General features: G+C 59.0%; 19 protein-coding genes. 17 read left to right on the forward strand and 2 right to left on the reverse strand.

Annotated elements, in window-relative coordinates; genetic code table 11:
- Nucleotides 1-21 precede the first annotated feature (21 nt).
- Nucleotides 22-405, reverse strand: coding sequence for an ATP-dependent Clp protease adapter ClpS (gene clpS, locus ACOYXH_RS14615; protein WP_011334948.1), 384 nt, complete (start codon nucleotides 403-405; stop codon nucleotides 22-24).
- Nucleotides 406-629: 224 nt separating this feature from the next.
- On the opposite strand from clpS, the gene ACOYXH_RS14620 reads away from it, so the two are divergent.
- On the forward strand, nucleotides 630-935 hold the full coding sequence (locus ACOYXH_RS14620; RefSeq protein WP_095124702.1) for a cold shock domain-containing protein: 306 nt from the start codon (nucleotides 630-632) through the stop codon (nucleotides 933-935).
- 86 nt (nucleotides 936-1,021) lie between these two features.
- Here the strand turns inward: ACOYXH_RS14620 and icd are convergent, their stop codons facing one another.
- A complete protein-coding gene (icd, locus tag ACOYXH_RS14625; protein WP_007920207.1) occupies nucleotides 1,022-2,278 on the reverse strand; it encodes an NADP-dependent isocitrate dehydrogenase in 1,257 nt (418 codons plus the stop codon).
- A gap of 481 nt (nucleotides 2,279-2,759) precedes the next feature.
- Between icd and ACOYXH_RS14630 the strand changes: the two genes are divergently transcribed.
- The 16 genes from ACOYXH_RS14630 (at nucleotide 2,760) to nuoH (ending at nucleotide 22,627) form a co-directional block, all read left to right on the forward strand.
- Nucleotides 2,760-4,985, forward strand: a complete 2,226-nt coding sequence (locus ACOYXH_RS14630; RefSeq protein ID WP_095124498.1) for an NADP-dependent isocitrate dehydrogenase — start codon at nucleotides 2,760-2,762, stop codon at nucleotides 4,983-4,985.
- A gap of 203 nt (nucleotides 4,986-5,188) precedes the next feature.
- Nucleotides 5,189-5,635, forward strand: a complete 447-nt coding sequence (locus ACOYXH_RS14635) for an NUDIX hydrolase (RefSeq protein ID WP_258708466.1) — start codon at nucleotides 5,189-5,191, stop codon at nucleotides 5,633-5,635.
- A 59-nt stretch (nucleotides 5,636-5,694) separates the two neighbouring features.
- On the forward strand, nucleotides 5,695-6,819 hold the full coding sequence (gene mnmA, locus ACOYXH_RS14640; protein WP_258708467.1) for a tRNA 2-thiouridine(34) synthase MnmA: 1,125 nt from the start codon (nucleotides 5,695-5,697) through the stop codon (nucleotides 6,817-6,819).
- Nucleotides 6,816-7,439, forward strand: coding sequence for a high frequency lysogenization protein HflD (gene hflD, locus ACOYXH_RS14645; protein WP_095048074.1), 624 nt, complete (start codon nucleotides 6,816-6,818; stop codon nucleotides 7,437-7,439). Before mnmA ends, hflD begins: the two co-directional genes overlap by 4 nt.
- Before the next feature lie 127 nt (nucleotides 7,440-7,566).
- Nucleotides 7,567-8,937 carry an adenylosuccinate lyase gene (gene purB, locus ACOYXH_RS14650; RefSeq protein ID WP_460409725.1) on the forward strand — a complete coding sequence of 457 codons (1,371 nt, stop codon included), beginning with the start codon at nucleotides 7,567-7,569 and terminating at the stop codon, nucleotides 8,935-8,937.
- Between the two features lie 86 nt (nucleotides 8,938-9,023).
- Entirely contained in the window at nucleotides 9,024-10,193 is a 1,170-nt protein-coding gene (locus ACOYXH_RS14655; protein ID WP_095124496.1) for a ribosomal protein uL16 3-hydroxylase, read from the forward strand.
- Complete coding sequence (locus ACOYXH_RS14660; RefSeq protein ID WP_034155132.1) at nucleotides 10,186-10,611, forward strand: GNAT family N-acetyltransferase; 426 nt, start codon at nucleotides 10,186-10,188, stop codon at nucleotides 10,609-10,611. The genes ACOYXH_RS14655 and ACOYXH_RS14660 overlap by 8 nt, the downstream gene beginning before the upstream one ends.
- A gap of 153 nt (nucleotides 10,612-10,764) precedes the next feature.
- The gene (locus ACOYXH_RS14665) at nucleotides 10,765-11,526 is read left to right on the forward strand and encodes a secretin N-terminal domain-containing protein (RefSeq protein WP_095048076.1); all 762 of its coding nucleotides are present in this window, start codon (nucleotides 10,765-10,767) and stop codon (nucleotides 11,524-11,526) included.
- A 473-nt stretch (nucleotides 11,527-11,999) separates the two neighbouring features.
- Complete coding sequence (gene aceA / locus ACOYXH_RS14670; protein ID WP_007920195.1) at nucleotides 12,000-13,325, forward strand: isocitrate lyase; 1,326 nt, start codon at nucleotides 12,000-12,002, stop codon at nucleotides 13,323-13,325.
- 638 nt (nucleotides 13,326-13,963) lie between these two features.
- Nucleotides 13,964-14,377, forward strand: coding sequence for an NADH-quinone oxidoreductase subunit A (locus tag ACOYXH_RS14675; RefSeq protein ID WP_003223812.1), 414 nt, complete (start codon nucleotides 13,964-13,966; stop codon nucleotides 14,375-14,377).
- A gap of 10 nt (nucleotides 14,378-14,387) precedes the next feature.
- Nucleotides 14,388-15,062, forward strand: a complete 675-nt coding sequence (locus ACOYXH_RS14680; protein WP_003223809.1) for a NuoB/complex I 20 kDa subunit family protein — start codon at nucleotides 14,388-14,390, stop codon at nucleotides 15,060-15,062.
- Nucleotides 15,063-15,135: 73 nt separating this feature from the next.
- Complete coding sequence (nuoC, locus tag ACOYXH_RS14685; RefSeq protein ID WP_093434270.1) at nucleotides 15,136-16,920, forward strand: NADH-quinone oxidoreductase subunit C/D; 1,785 nt, start codon at nucleotides 15,136-15,138, stop codon at nucleotides 16,918-16,920.
- Nucleotides 16,921-16,922: 2 nt separating this feature from the next.
- The gene (gene nuoE, locus ACOYXH_RS14690; RefSeq protein ID WP_007920186.1) at nucleotides 16,923-17,420 is read left to right on the forward strand and encodes an NADH-quinone oxidoreductase subunit NuoE; all 498 of its coding nucleotides are present in this window, start codon (nucleotides 16,923-16,925) and stop codon (nucleotides 17,418-17,420) included.
- Nucleotides 17,417-18,772 (forward strand): NADH-quinone oxidoreductase subunit NuoF, encoded by a 1,356-nt coding sequence (gene nuoF / locus ACOYXH_RS14695; RefSeq protein WP_007920184.1) that lies wholly within the window; start codon nucleotides 17,417-17,419, stop codon nucleotides 18,770-18,772. The genes nuoE and nuoF overlap by 4 nt, the downstream gene beginning before the upstream one ends.
- A 136-nt stretch (nucleotides 18,773-18,908) precedes the next feature.
- Nucleotides 18,909-21,623 carry an NADH-quinone oxidoreductase subunit NuoG gene (gene nuoG / locus ACOYXH_RS14700; RefSeq protein WP_258708469.1) on the forward strand — a complete coding sequence of 905 codons (2,715 nt, stop codon included), beginning with the start codon at nucleotides 18,909-18,911 and terminating at the stop codon, nucleotides 21,621-21,623.
- Entirely contained in the window at nucleotides 21,620-22,627 is a 1,008-nt protein-coding gene (nuoH, locus tag ACOYXH_RS14705; RefSeq protein WP_007920179.1) for an NADH-quinone oxidoreductase subunit NuoH, read from the forward strand. The genes nuoG and nuoH overlap by 4 nt, the downstream gene beginning before the upstream one ends.
- The last annotated feature ends 1 nt before the right edge of the window (nucleotide 22,628 follow it).

Consider the following 22,628-nt stretch of genomic DNA (forward strand, 5'->3'; position numbering starts at 1 on the left):
TCATACCCAAGTGGTCGGCGATTAACCGTCCTTCTCGATTTCACAGAGTAGCGGATGCTGGCTTTCCCTGGCGTACTGGTTGACCTGCATGGCCTTTGTCTCGGCGATGTCGCGGGTAAACACTCCACATACTGCCCGTCCTTCTGTGTGAACGGCCAGCATGACCTTGGTCGCCAGCTCGCGATTCAGGTTAAAAAACACCTCGAGCACTTCGACGACGAAATCCATCGGTGTGTAGTCATCATTAAACAAAACCACCTTGTACATCGGCGGCGCCTGTAACGCAGGCTTTGCTTCCTGAACAGCAACGCCTGCCGAATCGTCGTCGTGCTCCTGTGGAAGATCCTTTTGGAGAAGCGGGCGATCCTGATTGAATGTTAGTCGAATCTGGCTGATTGCATGCATGGAAAGAAAGGTTCGTCAGTTGTGCAAATACAGTGGTGGGGGCGGTTGTCCACGTTTTCAACTCCGACTGCCCGGTCACCTTGACTATCGGGAAAACGGTGTTACAACCAATAGAGCCCACAGTGGGTAAAAAAGATCCGCGGAGTCAATCCTTTTAACGGATTAGATTGCGGATGAATTGGATGATACTCCAGCGATGGAGTCTGTTGCAGAGGGATTTGAGCATGGCTGTCGGCAAGGTGAAATGGTTCAACAATGCCAAGGGATTCGGCTTTATCAATACCGACGCCCGCGAAGGCCGCGATGAAGACGGAAAAGAGATTGATTTCTTTGCGCACTACTCCGCTATTGAGATGGAGGGGTATAAAACGCTAAAGGCCGGACAACTGGTGAGTTTTGAGATTGTTCAAGGCCCCAAGGGGCTGCATGCCCTAAAAATCACAAACGTCATCATTGAACCATCCAGCCCCGCTGAGAGTGCTGCTTTTGGCGCTGCCGCTGCTGCTGCCGCCGCAACTGCCAAAGCGTGAGCTGACTGATCTTCACCTGAATATCCCAAGCAATAAAAAACCGCCTGACTCAATGAAGAGTCAGGTGGTTTTTATGTGCCCGCGTTTTACATATGCGAAATCAGCGCATCGCCGAAACCCGAAGACGAAACCAATTTGGCTCCGTCCATCAGACGCTCAAAGTCATAGGTCACAGTCTTGGCCGAAATAGCACCGTTGGTGCCCTTGATGATCAGATCCGCCGCTTCGGTCCAGCCCATGTGGCGCAGCATCATCTCTGCAGAGAGAATCAGCGAACCCGGGTTGACCTGATCCTTGCCGGCATACTTCGGCGCAGTACCGTGGGTCGCTTCGAACATCGCCACGGTGTCGGACAGGTTGGCGCCCGGTGCAATACCGATACCGCCCACTTCCGCCGCCAGGGCGTCGGAGAGGTAGTCGCCGTTGAGGTTGAGGGTCGCGATCACATCGTATTCGGCCGGGCGCAGCAGGATCTGCTGGAGCATGGCGTCGGCGATGGCATCTTTGACCACAACGTTCTTGCCGGTTTTCGGGTTTTTGAACTGCATCCACGGTCCGCCGTCGAGCAGGGTCGCGCCGAATTCTTCAGCGGCCACTTCGTAGGCCCACTCTTTGAAGGCACCTTCGGTGAACTTCATGATGTTGCCTTTGTGCACGATGGTCAGCGAATCGCGGTCGTTATCGACCACATATTGCAGGGCCTTGCGCGCCAGACGCTTGGTGCCTTCCAGCGAAACCGGCTTGACGCCGATGCCGCAGTTTTCGTCGAAACGGATCTTGGTGACGCCCATTTCTTCTTTAAGGAATTTGATGACCTTGGTGGCTTCCGGCGAACCGGCCTTCCACTCAATGCCCGCATAGATGTCTTCGGAGTTCTCGCGAAAAATGGTCATGTCGACGTCGCCGGGCTTTTTCACCGGGCTTGGTACGCCTTCGAACCAGCGCACCGGGCGCAGGCAGACGTACAGGTCGAGTTGCTGACGCAGGGCCACGTTCAGCGAGCGGATGCCGCCACCGACCGGGGTGGTCAGCGGGCCTTTGATGGAAACCACGTAATCCTTGACGGCATCGAGAGTTTCCTGAGGCAACCAGGTGTCCTGATCGTAAACCTGAGTGGCTTTTTCCCCGGCGTAGACTTCCATCCAGGAAATCTTGCGTTTACCGCCGTATGCCTTTTGAACTGCAGCATCGACAACCTTGATCATCACCGGGCTGATGTCGACACCAATGCCGTCACCTTCGATGAAGGGGATGATCGGGTTATCAGGAACATTGAGAGAATGGTCTGCATTGACGGTGATTTTGTCGCCGACGGCTGGAACCTGAATCTTCTTGTAACCCATGCTGAACTCCATTGTTTGGATTGAACATCTGGCTTGGTTCGAGCGTAACCCAGTTAAATCAACACGCAAACCCTCTGTTCGTGGCGCGGCTACATCTCGTTTCGTACAAGCCTGAAAGCAAAGGGAAAAGCGCCAAACTCAAGCATTCGCGACGACTCTACGCCCCACCCCGCCCTGCGACCTTTAGACCAATGGACGAGAATCGTTGCATATGAACCATCGGCAGATTGCCAGCTACCTATGTATAATGCCGCCCGCTGACCACAGGGTCACGACGGCTGGCCTCTCTAGCACGAGACTTTCCGCCTGATTGGTCGGGTTGTTACCGCAGTCCGACTGCTTGACGCTCTACTGATGCACCCAACATCACCGCGAAGAATCTCGACATTCGGTTCATGGATGACTTTGAACGAACGCGCTTACCCGGCGCCCCTCGAGTTTCTGCGCACGCTTTAGCAAAGAAGAGAGAGTTAATCCGAATATGCCCACCCGCTCGAAGATCATCTATACCTTCACCGACGAAGCTCCAGCCCTCGCCACCTATTCCCTGCTGCCGATCATCGAGGCTTACACCGCCTCGGCCGATATCGCCGTGGAAACCCGCGATATCTCTCTTGCAGCACGTATTCTGGCCAGCTTCCCCGAGCAACTGGGCGACAAAGCCGTAGCCGACCACCTCGCCGAACTGGGCGACCTGGCCGTTACGCCTGAAGCCAACATCATCAAGCTGCCGAACATCAGCGCTTCGGTGCCACAGCTGCAAGCCGCGATCAAAGAGCTGCAAGCTCAGGGTTACAACCTGCCGGACTATCCGGAAACCGTGACCAGCGACGCCGACAAAGACGCCAAGGCGCGTTACGACAAGGTCAAGGGCAGCGCCGTGAACCCGGTACTGCGTGAAGGCAACTCCGACCGTCGCGCACCGCTGTCGGTGAAGAACTACGCGCGCAAGCACCCGCACAAAATGGGCGCCTGGGCCAAAGACTCCAAATCCCACGTCGCTCACATGAGCACCGGCGATTTCTACGGCAGCGAAAAAGCTGCCCTGATCGACGCCGCTGACGCCGTGAAGATCGAGCTGATCGCCAAAGACGGTACCGCTACCGTTCTGAAAGAAAAAACCACCGTTCAGGCCGGCGAGATCCTCGACTGCGCCGTAATGAGCAAAAACGCCCTGCGCGCGTTCATCGCTGCTGAAATCGAAAGCGCCAAGGCCCAAGGCGTGCTGCTTTCGGTTCACTTGAAAGCAACCATGATGAAGGTCTCCGACCCGATCATGTTCGGCCAGATCGTTGCCGAGTTCTATAAAGACGCCCTGACCAAGCACGCTGACGTGCTGGCCGAGATCGGCTTCAACCTGAACAACGGCATCGGCGATCTGTACGCGCGCATCAAGGCCCTGCCGGCCGAGCAGCAAGCTCAGATCGAAGCTGACATGGCCGCGGTCTACGCTGCTCGTCCATCGCTGGCGATGGTCAACTCCGACAAAGGCATCACCAACCTGCACGTGCCGAGCGACGTTATCGTCGACGCCTCGATGCCAGCGATGATCCGTGACTCCGGCAAGATGTGGGGCACCGACGGTCAGCTGCACGACACCAAGGCGGTGATCCCGGATCGTTGCTACGCGACCATCTACCAGGCTGTGATCGAAGATTGCAAAGCCAATGGCGCTTTCGACCCAACCACCATGGGCAGCGTGCCAAACGTTGGCCTGATGGCGAAGAAAGCCGAAGAGTACGGCTCGCACGACAAGACTTTCCAGATCAAGGCTGACGGCGTGGTTCGCGTCACCGACAGCAAGGGCAACCTGCTGATGGAACAGGCTGTTGAAGCCGGCGACATCTTCCGCATGTGCCAGACCAAAGACGCGCCGATCCAGGACTGGGTCAAACTGGCCGTCAACCGCGCTCGCGCGAGCAGCACTCCAGCGATCTTCTGGCTGGACCCGATGCGCGCTCACGATGGCGTAGTGATCGAGAAAGTTCAGGCTTACCTGAAAGATCACGACACCACCGGTCTGGACATCCAGATCATGGCGCCGGTCGACGCCATGAAGTACACCCTGCAGCGCACCCGCGAAGGCAAGGACACCATTTCGGTGACCGGCAACGTACTGCGCGACTACCTGACCGACCTGTTCCCGATCATGGAACTGGGCACCAGCGCCAAGATGCTGTCGATCGTGCCGCTGATGAACGGCGGTGGCCTGTTCGAAACCGGCGCCGGCGGTTCGGCACCGAAGCACGTGCAGCAACTGGTTGAAGAGAACTTCCTGCGCTGGGATTCGCTGGGCGAGTTCCTCGCTCTGGCAGCCTCCCTTGAGCACCTGGGCGTGAACTACAACAACCCGAAAGCCCTGGTGCTGTCGAAAACCCTGGATCAGGCCACCGGCCAGTTCCTCGACAACAACAAGTCGCCATCGCGCAAAGTCGGCAACATCGACAACCGCGGCAGCCACTTCTATCTGGCGATGTACTGGGCTCAGGCCCTGGCTGCCCAGACTGAAGACGCTGCACTGCAAGCGCAGTTCGCGACTCTGGCCAAGACTCTGACCGAGAACGAAGCAACCATCGTTGCCGAGCTCAACGCCGTTCAGGGCAAGCCAGTCGACATCGGCGGTTACTACCACGCCAATGCCGAGCTGATCAGCAAGGCCATGCGCCCAAGCGCAACCCTCAACGCGGCGATTGCTGCGCTGGTTTAAGGTTGTAGCGCTGTAAACGAACCCCGGCCCTGTGCCGGGGTTTGTGTTTCCGGGCTTTATGACCACCACAAAACCCTGTGGGAGCTGGCTTGCCAGCGATAGCGGTGGATCAGTCACCTTCAATGCTGAATGATAGGCCGCCATCGCTGGCAAGCCAGCTCCCACAGGGATCGGGTTCCAATATTCAGAAACGAGGACACCGTATGGAATGGCTCCCCCACATCACCGTCGCCACCATCGTCGAGGACAACGGCCGCTTCCTGATGGTCGAGGAACACAAGGCCGGGCGTAACGTGCTCAACCAGCCCGCCGGCCATCTCGACCCGGACGAAACCCTGATCGACGCCGCCGTGCGCGAAACCCTCGAAGAAACCGGCTGGGACGTCGAACCTACCGGCGTGATCGGCATTTACCTGTACACCGCACCGAGCAATGGTGTGACCTACCAGCGCGTGTGCTTCAGCGCCAAAGCCGTGCAACACCACCCCGATTACCAACTCGACGACGGCATCGTCGGCGCCAAGTGGCTGACCCGCGACGAATTAATCGCCCAGCACGATAACTGGCGCAGCGAGCTGATCATCCGTTGCATCGACGATTATCTGGCCGGCCATCACTTCAGCCTCGAACTGATCCGCCCTTCTCTTTAGCCTTGAGGCCGCGAGCCTGCTAGAATCGCGTCCTTTTTCAAGACACTCATTGAATCCCTATGCGTGATCCAGCCCCTTCTGACACATCCAAGAAGCGCGTCATTGTCGGCATGTCCGGCGGCGTGGACTCTTCCGTTTCCGCTCTCCTGCTGATCGAGCAGGGTTACGAGGTGGAAGGCCTGTTCATGAAGAACTGGGAAGAAGACGACGGAACGGAATACTGCACCGCCATGGACGACCTGGCGGATGCTCAGGCTGTCTGCGACAAGATCGGCATCAAGCTGCACACCGCCAACTTCGCTGCTGAATACTGGGACAACGTGTTCGAGCACTTCCTGGCCGAATACAAGGCCGGCCGTACGCCGAACCCGGACATCCTGTGTAACCGCGAGATCAAGTTCAAGGCGTTCCTCGACTACGCCATGATGCTCGGCGCCGACCTGATTGCCACCGGCCACTACGTGCGCCGCCGCGACATTGATGGTCGTACCGAACTGCTCAAAGGCCTCGATCCGAACAAGGATCAGAGCTATTTCCTGCACGCCGTTGGCGGCGAACAGATTGCCAAGACCCTGTTCCCGGTCGGCGAACTGGAAAAGCCGGAAGTGCGCGCCATTGCCGAGAAATACGAGCTGGCCACCGCCAAGAAGAAGGATTCCACCGGGATCTGCTTCATCGGCGAGCGTCGCTTCAGCGATTTCCTCAAGCAATACCTGCCAGCGCAACCGGGCGAGATTAAGACCACCGAAGGCGAAGTCATCGGCCGTCATCACGGCTTGATGTACCACACCATCGGTCAGCGCCAAGGCCTTGGCATTGGTGGTTTGAAAGACGCCGGCGATGAGCCGTGGTACGTGCTGCGCAAGGATCTCGACACCAACGAACTGATCGTCGGCCAGGGCAACAACCATCCGTGGCTGTTTTCCAGCGCCCTGCTCGCTTCGGAAATCTATTGGGTCAACCCGATCGACCTGAGCCAGCCGCTGCGCCTGACCGCGAAAGTGCGTTATCGCCAGAGCGACCAGACCTGCACCCTGGAAAAAACCGCCAGTGGCTACCGCGCCATGTTCGACGAGCCGCAACGCGCGGTGACGCCGGGTCAATCGGTGGTGTTCTACGACGGTGAAATCTGCCTCGGCGGCGGCGTGATCGAAGTGGCCGAGCCGTGGAGCGGCCAGGCATGAGCCCGACTCAGGAGCAACTGACGGCGCTCGGCGGCGTGTTTCTCGCCGCCGTGCTGGTCGACCGGATCGCCAAGACCGGCCAGACCAACGAAGCCGGCCTGAGCTGCATGCTCGGCAGCCTGCTCGTGCGCGACCCGAAGGACACGCTGGACGTGTACGGCGGCGACGACATCAATTTGCGCGAAGGTTACCGTGCACTGATCGGCGCCCTCGAGCGCGACCCAAGCACATTGCAGCGCGAGCCACTGCGTTATGCCCTGTCGATGCTCGGCCTGGAACGTCAACTGGCCAAGCGCAACGACATGCTCGACATCATCGGCAAGCGCTTGCCGCAGATCCAGTCGCAGGTCGAGCATTTCGGCCCGGCCCACGAAAACGTGGTCGCGGCTTGCGGCGCGCTGTACCAGGACACCCTGAGCACCTTGCGCCAACGCATTCAGGTGCATGGCGACATGCGCAATCTGCAGCAGCCGAGCAATGCCTCGAAAATTCGCGCTCTGTTGCTTGCCGGCATTCGTTCGGCGCGCCTGTGGCGGCAGCTCGGCGGCCATCGCTGGCAGTTGGTGATCAGCCGGCGCAAGCTGCTCAAAGAGCTGTATCCGTTGATGCGCAGCGAGTAAATCGCCCTGCAATAAAAGCTTTGTAGTCTGTAACGCGTAATACGCCGGTCAGTTGGCAACGGACCGGCGGATTTTTTCATGTATGATACGCGCCCCATTTCGTTGCCCGACTGTCCGAGAACACCCCATGCAGCTTTCTTCGCTCACTGCGGTTTCCCCTGTTGACGGCCGCTACGCCGGCAAAACCCAGGCCCTGCGCCCGATTTTCAGCGAGTACGGCCTGATCCGTGCCCGAGTTCTGGTTGAAGTACGCTGGCTCCAGCGCCTGGCCGCCCACGCTGGCATTCCTGAAGTACCAGCCTTCTCCGCCGAGGCCAACGCCGCTCTCAATGAACTGGCTGAAAACTTCTCGCTGGAGCACGCCGAGCGCGTCAAAGAGATCGAGCGCACCACCAACCACGACGTCAAAGCGATCGAATACCTGCTCAAAGAGCAGGCGGCCAAGCTGCCGGAGCTGGCCAAGGTCAGCGAGTTCATCCACTTTGCCTGCACCAGCGAAGACATCAACAACCTGTCCCACGCCCTGATGCTGCGCGAAGGCCGTGACGACGTGATGCTGCCGCTGATGCGCCAGACCGCCAACGCCATCCGCGAACTGGCCATCCGTTTCGCTGACGTGCCGATGCTGTCGCGCACCCACGGTCAACCAGCCTCGCCAACCACTCTTGGTAAAGAGCTGGCGAACGTGGTTTACCGTCTCGAGCGTCAGATCGCTCAAGTCGCTGCCGTGCCGCTGCTGGGCAAGATCAACGGCGCTGTCGGCAACTACAACGCCCACCTGTCGGCCTACCCGCAGATCGACTGGGAAGCCAACGCCCGCGCCTTCATCGAAGACGAGCTGGGCCTGGGCTTCAACCCGTACACCACGCAGATCGAACCGCACGACTACATCGCCGAGCTGTTCGACGCAATTGCGCGCTTCAATACCATCCTGATCGACTTCGACCGTGACATCTGGGGCTACATCTCCCTGGGTTATTTCAAGCAGCGCACCATCGCTGGCGAAATCGGTTCGTCGACCATGCCGCACAAGGTCAACCCGATCGACTTCGAAAACTCCGAAGGCAACCTGGGCATCGCCAACGCACTGTTCCAGCACCTGGCGAGCAAACTGCCGATTTCCCGCTGGCAGCGCGACCTGACCGACTCCACCGTACTGCGTAATCTCGGTGTCGGCTTCGCCCACAGCGTGATCGCCTACGAAGCCAGCCTCAAAGGCATCAGCAAACTGGAGCTCAACGAGCAGAAGATTGCCGCTGACCTCGACGCTTGCTGGGAAGTATTGGCTGAGCCGATCCAGACCGTGATGCGCCGCTACAACATCGAAAACCCGTACGAGAAGCTGAAAGAACTGACCCGCGGCAAGGGCATCAGCCCTGAAGCGTTGCAGACTTTCATCGACGGCCTGGACATGCCAGCGCAAGCGAAAGCCGAGCTCAAGCAACTGACTCCGGCCAACTACATCGGCAACGCTGTAGCGCAAGCCAAACGCATCTGATCGACCGCTTGATCCGTTTGAGACGCCCGGCCGCGCCGGGCGTTTTTATTCCCGTCTGAAAAGTGCTTTTTTTCAATAGGTTACATATGAATTCCGATATTCCTCTTCAACTTCTGGGCGGCCTCACAGCACGCGAATTCCTGCGCGACTACTGGCAGAAAAAGCCACTGTTGATCCGTCAGGCGATTCCTGACTTCGAAAGCCCGATCGACGCCGACGAACTGGCCGGCCTGGCCCTGGAAGAAGAAGTCGAATCGCGCCTGGTGATCGAGCATGGCGAGCGCCCATGGGAACTGCGTCGCGGCCCGTTCGCTGAAGACGAATTCAGCAAGCTGCCGGAAAAAGAGTGGACCCTGCTGGTTCAAGCGGTCGACCAATTCGTCCCGGAAGTCAGCGAACTGCTGGAAAACTTCCGTTTCCTGCCGAGCTGGCGGGTCGATGACGTGATGATCAGCTTCGCCGCCCCGGGTGGCAGCGTTGGTCCGCACTTCGACAACTACGACGTATTCCTGCTGCAAGGCCACGGCAAGCGCAACTGGAAAATCGGCCAGATGTGCGATTCCGAGAGCCCGCTGCTGCAACACGCGGACCTGCGCATCCTCGCTGAATTCCACGAGACCGAAGAATGGGTACTGGAACCGGGCGACATGCTCTACCTGCCACCGCGCCTGGCTCACTGTGGCGTCGCGGTCGATAACTGCATGACCTACTCGGTCGGTTTCCGCGCACCAAGCGCTTCCGAAGTGCTGACTCACTTCACCGACTTCCTCAGCCAGTTCCTGACTGACGAAGAGCGCTACACCGATGCCGATGCGCAGCCGGCCAGCGATCCACACCAGATTCAACACGATGCACTGGATCGCCTGAAAGCCCTGCTCGCCGAGCACATGAGCGACGAACGCCTGCTGCTGACCTGGTTCGGCCAGTACATGACCGAGCCACGCTATCCGGAACTGGTGGCCGGCCCGGAAGAAATCGAAGAAGAAGACTTCCTCGCCGCCCTACAGGATGGCGCCATTCTGATCCGCAACCCGAGTGCGCGCCTGGCCTGGTCGGAAGTCGATGACGACCTGCTGCTGTTCGCCAGCGGCCAGAGCCGTTACCTGCCGGGCAAGCTACGCGAACTGTTGAAGCTGATCTGCGCCGCTGACGCCCTGCACACTGACAACCTCGGTGAGTGGCTGAACGACGAAGACGCTTGCGGCCTGCTGTGCCAGTTGGTCAAGCAAGGGAGCCTGGGGTTCGCTGATGAATAAAATTCGCGTTCGTGTCGCAGACTGGCAGAAGGACATCGCCGAGATCCGGCGCATTCGTGAAACGGTGTTCATCGCCGAACAATCGGTGCCACCTGAGCTGGAATGGGACGCGGATGACGCGACCGCCGTGCATTTTCTGGCATTTGAAGGCGACTTTCCGATTGGTACTGCGCGCCTGTTGCCTGATGGGCACATTGGCCGGGTTTCAGTGCTGAAAGACTGGCGCGGCATGAAAGTCGGTGATGCGCTGATGCAAGCGGTGATTGCTGAAGCTGAAGAACGTGGATTGAAGCAGCAAATGCTCAGCGCGCAGGTTCAGGCCACCGCGTTCTATGAGCGCTTAGGCTTCAGCTTGGTCAGCGAGGAATTCCTCGAAGCCGGGATTCCGCATGTCGACATGGTTCGGCATTCGGCCTGAGCTCTGCCCTGATCATTCCCACGCTCTGCGTGGGAACGATTACGCCCCGACATCAACCGATGCCGGGGCGTTTTGCTGTCTACGATTCAACTTGCCCCACCCAAGGCCGACAAACTGGCAATATCAAGCCTTTCGAAAGCGGAGATAACGGACATGTCCCTACGCACCCTGCTCACCACCCTGCTGCTCGGTTGCAGTTTTTCGGTGATGGCAGCCACAGAAATCGTGCCTCTCAATTACCGCACCAGCACTGACATGCTGCCGATGGCGCAAGACTTCCTCGGCAAGGACGGTCAGGTCAGCGCCTATGGCAACCAACTGATCATCAAGGCCGAGCCGGACAAGATTCAGGAACTCAAGGCGCTGATCACCCAACTCGACACTGCGCCCAAGCGTCTACTGATCACCGTCGACACCAACGAAAACAATGGCCGTGGGGACGAAGGCTATTCAGTCAACGGCTCTCAACCAAACCAGACCCGCATCATCAGCCGCAGCACCGCCAGCCGTGAGGGCGGCGTCCAGCAAGTTCAGGCCACCGATGGCATGCCGGCGCTGATTCAGGTTGGCCAGAGCGTTCCGATCACCAATGTTCAGAGCGATTCCTACGGCGGTTACAACAGCCAGACGCAATACCGCAACGTCACCCAGGGTTTCTATGTCACCGCCAGCGTCACCGGCGACATCGTTCACTTGGCGATCAGTACCAACCGTGACCGCATGAGCCAGGAACGTCCCGATGTAGTGAACGTGCAAAGCACCGACACAACTGTCAGCGGGCGCCTCGGCGAGTGGATCACCCTCGCCGGCGTCAATCGCCAGACCCAGGCCGACAAACAGGGCCTGACCCGCAGCTACTCGACTCAAGGCCGGGATGACATGACCTTGCGGGTGAAAGTCGACGCCCTGGACTAAAGCACCGAAAACTGACTGATTAGTCGTATTAGACGAAAGATGTAGTGCTTGAAAAAAAGCACTACAAAACGTTTGACGGGGTAAAAAAGCGAAGGCATGATGGCCTCGCTCCCGCTAATCAGAGGCCCTGGCAAGGGCCTTCGAAGCGATGTTCGCACCTACCCCGCGAACCGCTTCGTGTCTGTACCGCCCACAAGGTGTGTTTGACGAGGTTGCCGACTGGAACGAAGTTGTCCCGAGGGACGGAAGCGTAATTAGGTAACCCGGCTTCACACTGTAGACCGTATAAAGGCCCACGACGCCCGAATGCGCCCGCAGTCCGCCACTACCTGCTCACTTCCCCTCGAGCCTATCGTTCATCCCGTCGCCTACCCCGCCGAATCCGACTTGACCACCTAAGCTTCTGGTCAGCGAGCGCAGGAATTTTCCACCGCAGAACAACTTTTCATAAAGACGCGACGAGGTTTATCTCCATGGCACTGACACGCGAACAGCAAATTGCAGCCCTCGAAAAAGACTGGGCTGAAAACCCGCGCTGGAAAGGCGTGACTCGCACTTACTCCGCTGCTGACGTCGTCCGTCTGCGTGGCTCGGTTCAACCTGAGCACACCTTTGCAAAAATGGGCGCCGACAAGCTGTGGAACCTGGTCACCCAGGGTGCCAAGCCTTCCTTCCGTCCTGAGAAAGATTTCGTCAACTGCATGGGCGCTTTGACTGGCGGCCAGGCTGTTCAACAGGTCAAAGCCGGTATCCAGGCGATCTACCTGTCGGGCTGGCAAGTGGCTGCGGACAACAACTCCGCAGAATCCATGTACCCGGATCAGTCGCTGTACCCGGTGGATTCGGTTCCAACCGTGGTCAAGCGCATCAACAACTCGTTCCGTCGTGCTGACCAGATCCAGTGGAAAGCCGGCAAGAACCCGGGCGACGACGGCTACATCGACTACTTCGCGCCGATCGTGGCTGACGCTGAAGCCGGTTTCGGCGGCGTACTGAACGCCTATGAGCTGATGAAGAGCATGATCGAAGCAGGCGCCGCTGGCGTTCACTTCGAAGACCAACTGGCTTCCGTGAAGAAGTGCGGTCACATGGGCGGCAAAGTACTGGTTCCGACTCAGGAAGCCGTACAGAAGCTGACCGCTGCACGTCTGGCTGCCGACGTTGCCGGTACTCCGACCATCATCCTGGCCCGTACCGACGCTAACGCTGCTGACCTGCTGACTTCCGACTGCGACCCGTACGACCAGCCGTTCGTAACTGGCGAGCGCACTCAGGAAGGCTTCTACAAGGTTCGCGCCGGCCTCGATCAAGCCATCGCCCGTGGCCTGGCTTATGCGCCGTACGCCGACCTGATCTGGTGCGAAACTGCCAAGCCGGATCTGGACGAGGCTCGTCGTTTCGCTGAAGCGATCAAAAAGGAATACCCGGACCAACTGCTGTCGTACAACTGCTCGCCGTCCTTCAACTGGAAGAAAAACCTGGACGACGCGACCATCGCCAAATTCCAGCGCGAACTGTCCGCCATGGGTTATAAGCACCAGTTCATCACCCTGGCCGGCATTCACAACATGTGGCACAGCATGTTCAACCTGGCGCACGACTACGCCCGCAACGACATGACTGCCTACGTGAAGCTGCAGGAGCAGGAATTCGCTGACGCCGCCAAGGGTTACACCTTCGTGGCTCACCAGCAGGAAGTGGGCACCGGCTACTTCGACGACATGACCACTGTGATTCAAGGTGGCTCGTCCTCGGTAACCGCACTGACCGGTTCGACTGAAGAAGAACAGTTCCACTGATCCTGCTTCGCTGAGCAAACGGCCTTTGCGGATCGTATAGAAAGCTAACCGCAGAGCCGCAAAACTGACGCCCCGACTGGTTCGGGGCGTTTTTTTTGCCCCGATTTAATGAACACCACAAATCCCTGTAGGAGTGAGCCTGCTCGCGATAGCGGTGTGTCAGCTTGCGCATACGGTGACTGACCCACCGCCATCGCGAGCAGGCTCACTCCTACAGGGATCGGTGTCGTTCGGAGAAAACATTGATCCAGAGCGGTACAACCGTCAGAAAAATCCGCTAAAACGGGCGCCGTCGCTAATTGCAGTAACGTGCAAGTAAGACAACTTCCCGACTGACATCCCGTTAAACAGTTACAAAACACCCTCAAACGATATTAATTATCATTTAGCCACAACTATGTTCGTTACATTCCCTACAAAACATTATTTGCATAAACCCGCCTAATGCCCGCAACGCATGGGCTGCAGGGCATTGGAGATGCGCTATGTCCTTATTCCAATAAATAATTTCGCTATAGGAATTTTACTTGCAGGGTGTTTAGCCATAAAATCAGCGCGATTGATTGCTGCGACATATCGTCACTGCCTATTTCTTTATCAAGCTCAGAGACCTTTGCTCTCTGTTAAGGATTACCAGCATGCCCGAAGCGACAGGACTCATGGCCCACAATTGGGGCTTTGCCATTTTCCTTCTGGGTGTCGTCGGCCTGTGTGCCTTCATGCTTGGCGTCTCCAGCCTCCTCGGGTCAAAAGCCTGGGGTCGCAGCAAAAACGAACCGTTCGAGTCGGGCATGCTACCTACCGGTGGCGCCCGCTTGCGGCTCTCAGCCAAATTCTATCTGGTCGCGATGCTCTTCGTGATCTTCGATATCGAAGCCCTCTTTCTCTTTGCATGGTCTGTGTCCGTCCGCGAAAGCGGCTGGACCGGATTCGTCGAAGCTCTCGTTTTCATAGCAATTCTGTTGGCAGGTCTTGTCTACCTGTTCCGAGTGGGCGCCCTTGACTGGGCTCCGGAAGCTCGTCGCAAGCGGCAGGCGAAGCTGAAACAATGAGGCTTTGGCAATGCAATACAATCTCACCAGGATCGACCCCGATGCTCCTAACGAGCAATATCCGATTGGCGAACGGGAAACCGTTTCCGATCCGTTAGAAGATCAAGTCCACAAAAACATTTTCATGGGCAAGCTGGAAGACGTGCTGAGTGGCGCGGTCAACTGGGGACGTAAAAACTCCCTGTGGCCGTACAACTTCGGCCTGTCGTGCTGCTACGTGGAAATGACCACCGCCTTCACGGCGCCCCACGACATCGCGCGCTTTGGCGCCGAAGTTATCCGGGCATCGCCGCGTCAGGCCGACTTCATGGTTATCGCCGGCACCTGCTTCATCAAGATGGCGCCGATCATCCAGCGTCTCTACGAGCAAATGCTCGAGCCGAAGTGGGTTATCTCCATGGGTTCGTGCGCTAACTCCGGTGGCATGTACGACATCTACTCTGTGGTTCAAGGGGTGGACAAGTTCTTGCCCGTGGACGTCTACGTACCTGGCTGCCCGCCCCGTCCGGAAGCATTTCTGCAAGGCTTGATGCTGCTGCAGGAATCGATTGGACAGGAGCGTCGTCCGCTTTCCTGGGTCGTTGGTGATCAAGGCGTGTATCGCGCCGACATGCCTTCGCAGAAGGAACAGCGCCGCGAACAGCGAATCGCAGTCACCAACCTGCGCAGCCCTGACGAAGTCTGATCCAGATCTGTTCTGAAATAGAAACGAGAAGCTGGCTTCATTCTTTACGTTGACCGAAAGCGAAAAAATAACCATGACTACAGGCAGCGCTCTGTACATCCCGCCTTATAAGGCAGACGACCAGGATGTGGTCGTTGAATTGAACAACCGTTTTGGCCCGGAGGCGTTCACCGCCCAGCCGACCCGCACCGGCATGCCGGTGCTGTGGGTGGCGCGTGCCAGACTCGTCGAAGTCCTGACTTTCCTGCGCAACCTGCCCAAGCCGTACGTCATGCTCTATGACCTGCACGGCGTGGACGAGCGTCTGCGCACCAAGCGTCAAGGGCTGCCGAGCGACGCCGAGTTCACCGTGTTCTATCACCTCATGTCGCTGGAGCGTAATAGTGACGTGATGATCAAGGTCGCCTTGTCCGAGAGCGACCTCAGCTTGCCGACCGTCACCAGCATCTGGCCGAACGCCAACTGGTACGAGCGTGAAGTCTGGGACATGTTCGGTATCGACTTCAAAGGTCACCCGCACCTGTCGCGCATCATGATGCCGCCGACCTGGGAAGGTCACCCGCTGCGCAAGGACTTCCCGGCGCGCGCCACCGAATTCGATCCGTACAGCCTCAACCTCGCCAAGCAACAGCTTGAGGAAGAAGCCGCGCGTTTCCGTCCGGAAGACTGGGGCATGAAGCGTTCCGGTCCGAACGAGGACTACATGTTCCTCAACCTCGGCCCGAACCACCCTTCTGCGCACGGTGCGTTCCGCATCATCCTGCAACTGGACGGTGAAGAGATCGTCGACTGCGTGCCGGACATCGGTTACCACCACCGTGGCGCCGAGAAGATGGCCGAGCGTCAGTCGTGGCACAGTTTCATCCCGTACACCGACCGTATCGACTACCTCGGCGGCGTGATGAACAACCTGCCGTACGTGCTCTCGGTCGAGAAGCTGGCCGGCATCAAGGTGCCTGAGAAGGTCGACGTCATCCGCATCATGATGGCCGAGTTCTTCCGGATCACCAGCCACCTGCTGTTCCTCGGGACTTACATCCAGGACGTCGGCGCCATGACTCCGGTGTTCTTCACCTTCACCGACCGCCAGAAGGCGTACACGGTGATCGAAGCCATTACCGGTTTCCGTCTGCACCCGGCCTGGTACCGCATCGGTGGCGTCGCGCACGACCTGCCACGCGGCTGGGAAAAACTGGTGAAGGACTTCGTTGAATGGCTGCCAAAACGCCTCGACGAATACACCAAGGCTGCCCTGCAGAACAGCATCCTCAAGGGCCGTACCATCGGCGTCGCCCAGTACAACACCAAAGAAGCCCTGGAATGGGGCGTCACCGGTGCTGGTCTGCGTTCGACCGGGTGCGACTTCGACCTGCGTAAAGCGCGTCCGTACTCCGGCTACGAGAACTTCGAGTTCGAAGTACCGCTGGCTGCCAACGGCGATGCCTACGACCGCTGCATGGTTCGCGTCGAAGAGATGCGCCAGAGCATCAAGATCATCGACCAGTGCATGCGCAACATGCCGGAAGGCCCGTACAAGGCGGATCACCCGCTGACCACGCCGCCGCCGAAAGAGCGCACGCTGCAGCACATCGAAACCCTGATCACGCACTTCCTGCAAGTTTCGTGGGGCCCGGTGATGCCGGCCAACGAATCCTTCCAGATGATCGAAGCGACCAAGGGTATCAACAGTTATTACCTGACGAGCGACGGCGGCACCATGAGCTACCGTACCCGGATCCGCACTCCAAGCTTCCCGCATCTGCAACAGATCCCTTCGGTGATCAAAGGCAGCATGGTCGCGGACATGATTGCGTACCTGGGTAGTATCGATTTCGTTATGGCCGACGTGGACCGCTAAGCATGAACAGCACGCTTATCCAGACAGACCGTTTCACCCTCAGTGAAACCGAGCGCTCGGCCATCGAGCACGAGCTGCATCACTACGAAGACCCGCGCGCGGCGTCGATCGAAGCCCTGAAGATCGTTCAGAAAGAACGCGGCTGGGTGCCGGATGGCGCCCTGTACGCGATCGGCGAGATCCTCGGCATCCCGGCCAGCGACGTTGAAGGTGTGGCGACGTTCTATAGCCAGATTTTCCGTCAGCCGGTTGGCCGTCACATCATTCGCGTCTGCGACAGCATGGTCTGCTACATCGGTGGCCACGAGTCGGTGGTCAGCGAAATCCAGAACAATCTGGGCATCGGTTTGGGTCAGACCACCACCGACGGTCGTTTCACCCTGCTGCCTGTCTGCTGCCTCGGCAACTGCGACAAGGCACCGGCGCTGATGATCGACGACGACACCTTTGGTGATGTGCAGCCTGCTGGCGTCGCCAAACTGCTCGAGGGCTACGTATGACCCTGACATCTTTCGGTCCTGCCAACCGCATTCAGCGTTCGGCTGAGACTCACCCGCTGACCTGGCGCCTGCGCGATGACGGCGAAGCCGTGTGGCTCGACGAATACCAGGCCAAGAACGGTTACGCCGCTGCGCGCAAAGCCTTCGCCGACATGGATCAGGACGCCATCGTCCAGACCGTGAAAGACGCCGGCCTCAAAGGTCGCGGCGGTGCAGGCTTCCCCACGGGCGTGAAGTGGGGCCTGATGCCCAAAGACGAATCCATCAACATCCGCTACCTGCTGTGCAACGCGGATGAAATGGAGCCGAACACCTGGAAAGACCGCATGCTGATGGAGCAACTGCCCCATCTGCTGATCGAAGGCATGCTGATCAGTGCTCGCGCGCTGAAAACCTACCGTGGCTACATCTTCCTGCGTGGCGAATACACCACCGCCGCCAAGCACCTCAACCGTGCCGTAGAAGAAGCCAAGGCAGCGGGCCTGCTGGGTAAAAACATTCTCGGCAGCGGTTTTGATTTCGAGCTGTTCGTCCACACCGGCGCCGGGCGTTACATCTGCGGTGAAGAAACCGCACTGATCAACTCCCTCGAAGGCCGCCGCGCCAACCCGCGCTCCAAGCCGCCCTTCCCTGCCGCCGTCGGCGTGTGGGGCAAGCCGACCTGCGTGAACAACGTGGAAACCCTGTGCAACGTGCCGGCGATCATTGCCGACGGCGTTGACTGGTACAAATCGTTGGCCCGAGAAGGTTCCGAAGACATGGGCACCAAGCTCATGGGCTTCTCCGGCAAAGTCAAAAACCCTGGCCTGTGGGAATTGCCATTCGGGGTCACCGGTCGCGAGTTGTTCGAAGACTACGCCGGCGGCATGCGCGACGGCTTCAAACTCAAGGCCTGGCAGCCAGGCGGAGCCGGTACCGGTTTCCTCCTGCCAGAACACCTCGACGCACAAATGTACGCCGGCGGCATCGCCAAAGTGGGCACCCGTATGGGTACCGGCCTGGCCATGGCGGTGGACGACAGCGTCAACATGGTCTCCTTGCTGCGCAACATGGAGCAGTTCTTCGCTCGCGAGTCGTGCGGTTTCTGCACCCCGTGCCGCGATGGTTTGCCATGGAGCGTCAAGCTCTTGATGGCCATCGAACAAGGCCGCGGTCAGCCAGGCGATATCGAGACCCTGCTGGGTCTGGTCAACTTCCTCGGCCCTGGCAAGACCTTCTGTGCTCACGCACCGGGTGCCGTGGAACCGTTGGGCAGTGCCATCAAATACTTCCGTCCAGAGTTCGAAGCCGGTATCGCGCCAGTCAGCGCCGCCGTCCCGCCTCTGGCAAGGCCGATCGTAATCGGCGCGTAAACGCTTAAAAAGGCGAAGGGTCCGTGCCCTTCGCCTTTCGTCCGATGACGCCTTTCGGGGCTGACTGGATTCGGACGGATAACAAGATTCCATTAGCCACGCCCGCTGACACCGGGCCAACGAAGACCTTTGAACCATGGCCACTATCCACGTAGACGGCAAAGCGCTCGAAGTCGACGGGGCAGACAACCTGTTACAGGCATGTCTGTCGCTGGGCCTCGACATCCCTTATTTCTGCTGGCACCCCGCGCTTGGTAGCGTCGGGGCCTGTCGCCAGTGCGCGGTCAAGCAGTACACCGACGAGAACGACACCCGTGGTCGCATCGTCATGTCCTGCATGACCCCGGCCACCGACAACACCTGGATCTCCATCGACGATGAAGAATCCAAGGCGTTCCGCGCCAGTGTTGTTGAATGGCTGATGACCAACCACCCGCACGACTGCCCTGTGTGCGAAGAAGGCGGTCACTGCCACCTGCAAGACATGACCGTGATGACCGGCCACAACGAGCGCCGTTATCGCTTCACCAAACGCACCCACCAGAACCAGCAACTGGGCCCGTTCATTTCCCACGAAATGAACCGCTGCATCGCCTGCTACCGTTGCGTGCGTTTCTACAAGGATTACGCTGGCGGCACCGACCTCGGTGTGTTCGGCGCCCACGACAACGTGTACTTCGGTCGCGTTGAAGACGGCACCCTCGAAAGCGAGTTCTCCGGCAACCTCACCGAGGTCTGCCCGACCGGTGTGTTCACCGACAAGACTCACTCCGAGCGCTACAACCGTAAATGGGACATGCAGTTCTCGCCGAGCATCTGCCATGGCTGCTCCAGCGGTTGCAACATTTCCCCGGGTGAGCGTTACGGCGAGCTGCGTCGCATCGAAAACCGTTTCAACGGTTCGGTGAACCAGTACTTCCTGTGCGATCGTGGCCGTTTCGGTTATGGCTACGTCAACCGCACCGACCGTCCACGTCAGCCGCTGCTGGCCGACGGCACCAAGCTTGGACTGGATGCTGCGCTGGACAAGGCTGCCGATCTGCTGCGCGGTCGCAACATCGTCGGTATCGGTTCGCCGCGTGCCAGCCTGGAAAGCAACTACGCGTTGCGCGAACTGGTCGGCGCCGAGCACTTCTACTCGGGTATCGAAGCCTCCGAGCTGGAACGCATCCGTCTGGTCCTGCAAGTGCTGAAAGACAGCCCGCTGCCAGTGCCGAACATGCGTGACATCGAAGATCACGATGCGATTTTCGTCCTCGGTGAAGACCTGACCCAGACCGCCGCCCGTATGGCGCTGTCGCTGCGTCAATCGGTCAAAGGCAAAGCTGAAGACATGGCCGAAGCCATGCGCGTTCAGCCTTGGCTCGACGCGGCGGTGAAGAACATCGGTCAGCACGCGCTGAACCCGCTGTTCATCGCCAGCCTGGCGGAAACCAAGCTCGACGACATCGCTGAAGAATGCGTACACGCCGCTCCAGACGATCTGGCGCGCATCGGTTTCGCCGTGGCTCACGCTCTGGACGCCAGCGCCCCTGCCGTTGAAGGTCTGGACGCTGAAGCACTGGAACTGGCCAAGCGCATCGCCGACGCCCTGCTCGCGGCAAAACGTCCGCTGATCATCGCTGGTACTTCGCTGGGCTCCAAAGCCTTGATCGAAGCCGCCGCCAACATCGCTAAGGCGCTGAAGCTGCGCGAGAAGAACGGTTCGATCAGCCTGATCGTGCCGGAAGCCAACAGCCTTGGTCTGGCCATGCTCGGTGGCGAATCGGTCGACGCGGCGCTGCAAGCCGTCATCGACGGTAAGGCTGACGCGATCGTTGTGCTGGAAAACGATCTGTACACCCGCACCGCCAAAGACAAAGTCGATGCCGCACTGAATGCTGCGCAAGTGGTGATCGTTGCTGACCATCAGAAGACGGCTACCAGCGACCGCGCGCACCTGGTTCTGCCAGCAGCAAGCTTCGCTGAAGGCGACGGTACTTTGGTCAGCCAGGAAGGTCGCGCCCAGCGCTTCTTCCAGGTTTTCGACCCGCAATACATGGACGCGAGCATCCTGGTTCACGAAGGCTGGCGCTGGCTGCACGCCCTGCGCGCGACCCTGTTGAACCAGCCGATCGACTGGACGCAACTCGACCACGTGACTGCTGCCGTTGCTTCGAGCACCGAGCAACTGGCGCGTATCGTCGACGCAGCACCGTCCGCCGCGTTCCGCATCAAGGGTCTGAAACTGGCGCGTGAGCCGCTGCGTTACTCCGGTCGCACCGCGATGCGCGCCGACATCAGCGTTCATGAACCGCGCACCCCGCAAGACAAAGACACCGCGTTTGCCTTCTCCATGGAAGGTTACTCGGGCTCTGCCGAACCGCGTCAGCAAGTGCCATTTGCATGGTCGCCGGGCTGGAACTCGCCACAAGCGTGGAACAAGTTCCAGGACGAAGTCGGTGGTCACATTCGCGCTGGCGACCCGGGCACCCGCCTGATCGAAAGCACCGGTGATTCGCTGAACTGGTTCGCTGCAGCGCCACGCGCGTTCAACCCGGCGCCGGGCACCTGGCAAGCCGTGCCGTTCTTCCACCTGTTCGGCAGCGAAGAAAACTCTTCGAAAGCCGCCCCGGTTCAAGAGCGCATTCCGGCTCCATACGTGGCTCTGGCCAAGTCGGAAGCGGATCGTCTGGGCGTCAACGACGGTGCCCTGCTGAGCCTGAACGTGGCCGGTCAGACCCTGCGTCTGCCGCTGCGCATCAATGAAGAACTGGGCGCCGGTCTGGTGGCATTGCCTGCGGGCATCGCCGGCATTCCACCGGCATTCGCCGGCGTATCCGTCGACGGTCTGCAGGAGGCAGCGCAATGACCTGGTTCACCCCTGAAGTGATCGATGTGATCCTCTCGGTCGTCAAAGCCATCGTGATTCTGCTGGCCGTTGTGGTTGCAGGCGCGTTGCTCAGCTTTGTCGAACGTCGCCTGCTGGGCTGGTGGCAGGACCGTTACGGTCCGAACCGTGTTGGCCCGTTCGGTATGTTCCAGATCGCCGCCGACATGCTGAAGATGTTCTTCAAGGAAGACTGGACCCCGCCGTTTGCCGACAAGGTGATCTTCACCCTGGCACCGGTGGTGGCCATGTCCGCCCTGCTGATCGCCTTTGCGATCATCCCGATCACCCCGACCTGGGGCGTCGCGGATCTGAACATCGGCCTGCTGTTCTTCTTCGCCATGGCCGGTCTGTCGGTCTACGCGGTGCTGTTCGCCGGCTGGTCGAGTAACAACAAGTTCGCCCTGCTCGGCAGCTTGCGTGCGTCGGCGCAGACCGTGTCCTACGAAGTGTTCATGGGCCTGGCCCTGATGGGCATCGTGGTGCAGGTCGGCTCGTTCAACATGCGCGACATCGTCGAGTACCAGGCGCAGAACCTGTGGTTCATCATTCCGCAGTTCTTCGGCTTCTGTACTTTCTTCATCGCTGGCGTCGCCGTGACTCACCGTCACCCGTTCGACCAGCCGGAAGCGGAACAGGAACTGGCCGACGGTTACCACATTGAATACGCCGGTATGAAATGGGGCATGTTCTTCGTCGGTGAATACATCGGCATCATCCTGATCTCGGCGCTGCTGGTCACCCTGTTCTTCGGTGGCTGGCACGGTCCGTTCGGCATCTTGCCGCAACTGGCCTTCGTCTGGTTCGCACTGAAGACCGCGTTCTTCATCATGCTGTTCATCCTGCTGCGCGCTTCCATTCCGCGTCCGCGTTATGACCAGGTGATGGATTTCAGCTGGAAATTCTGCCTGCCACTGACCCTGATCAATTTGCTGGTGACCGCTGCGGTCGTGTTGTGGAACACGCCTGCAGTCGCGGTTCAGTGAG

The organism is Pseudomonas sp. Mb7 (genome assembly GCF_054790525.1).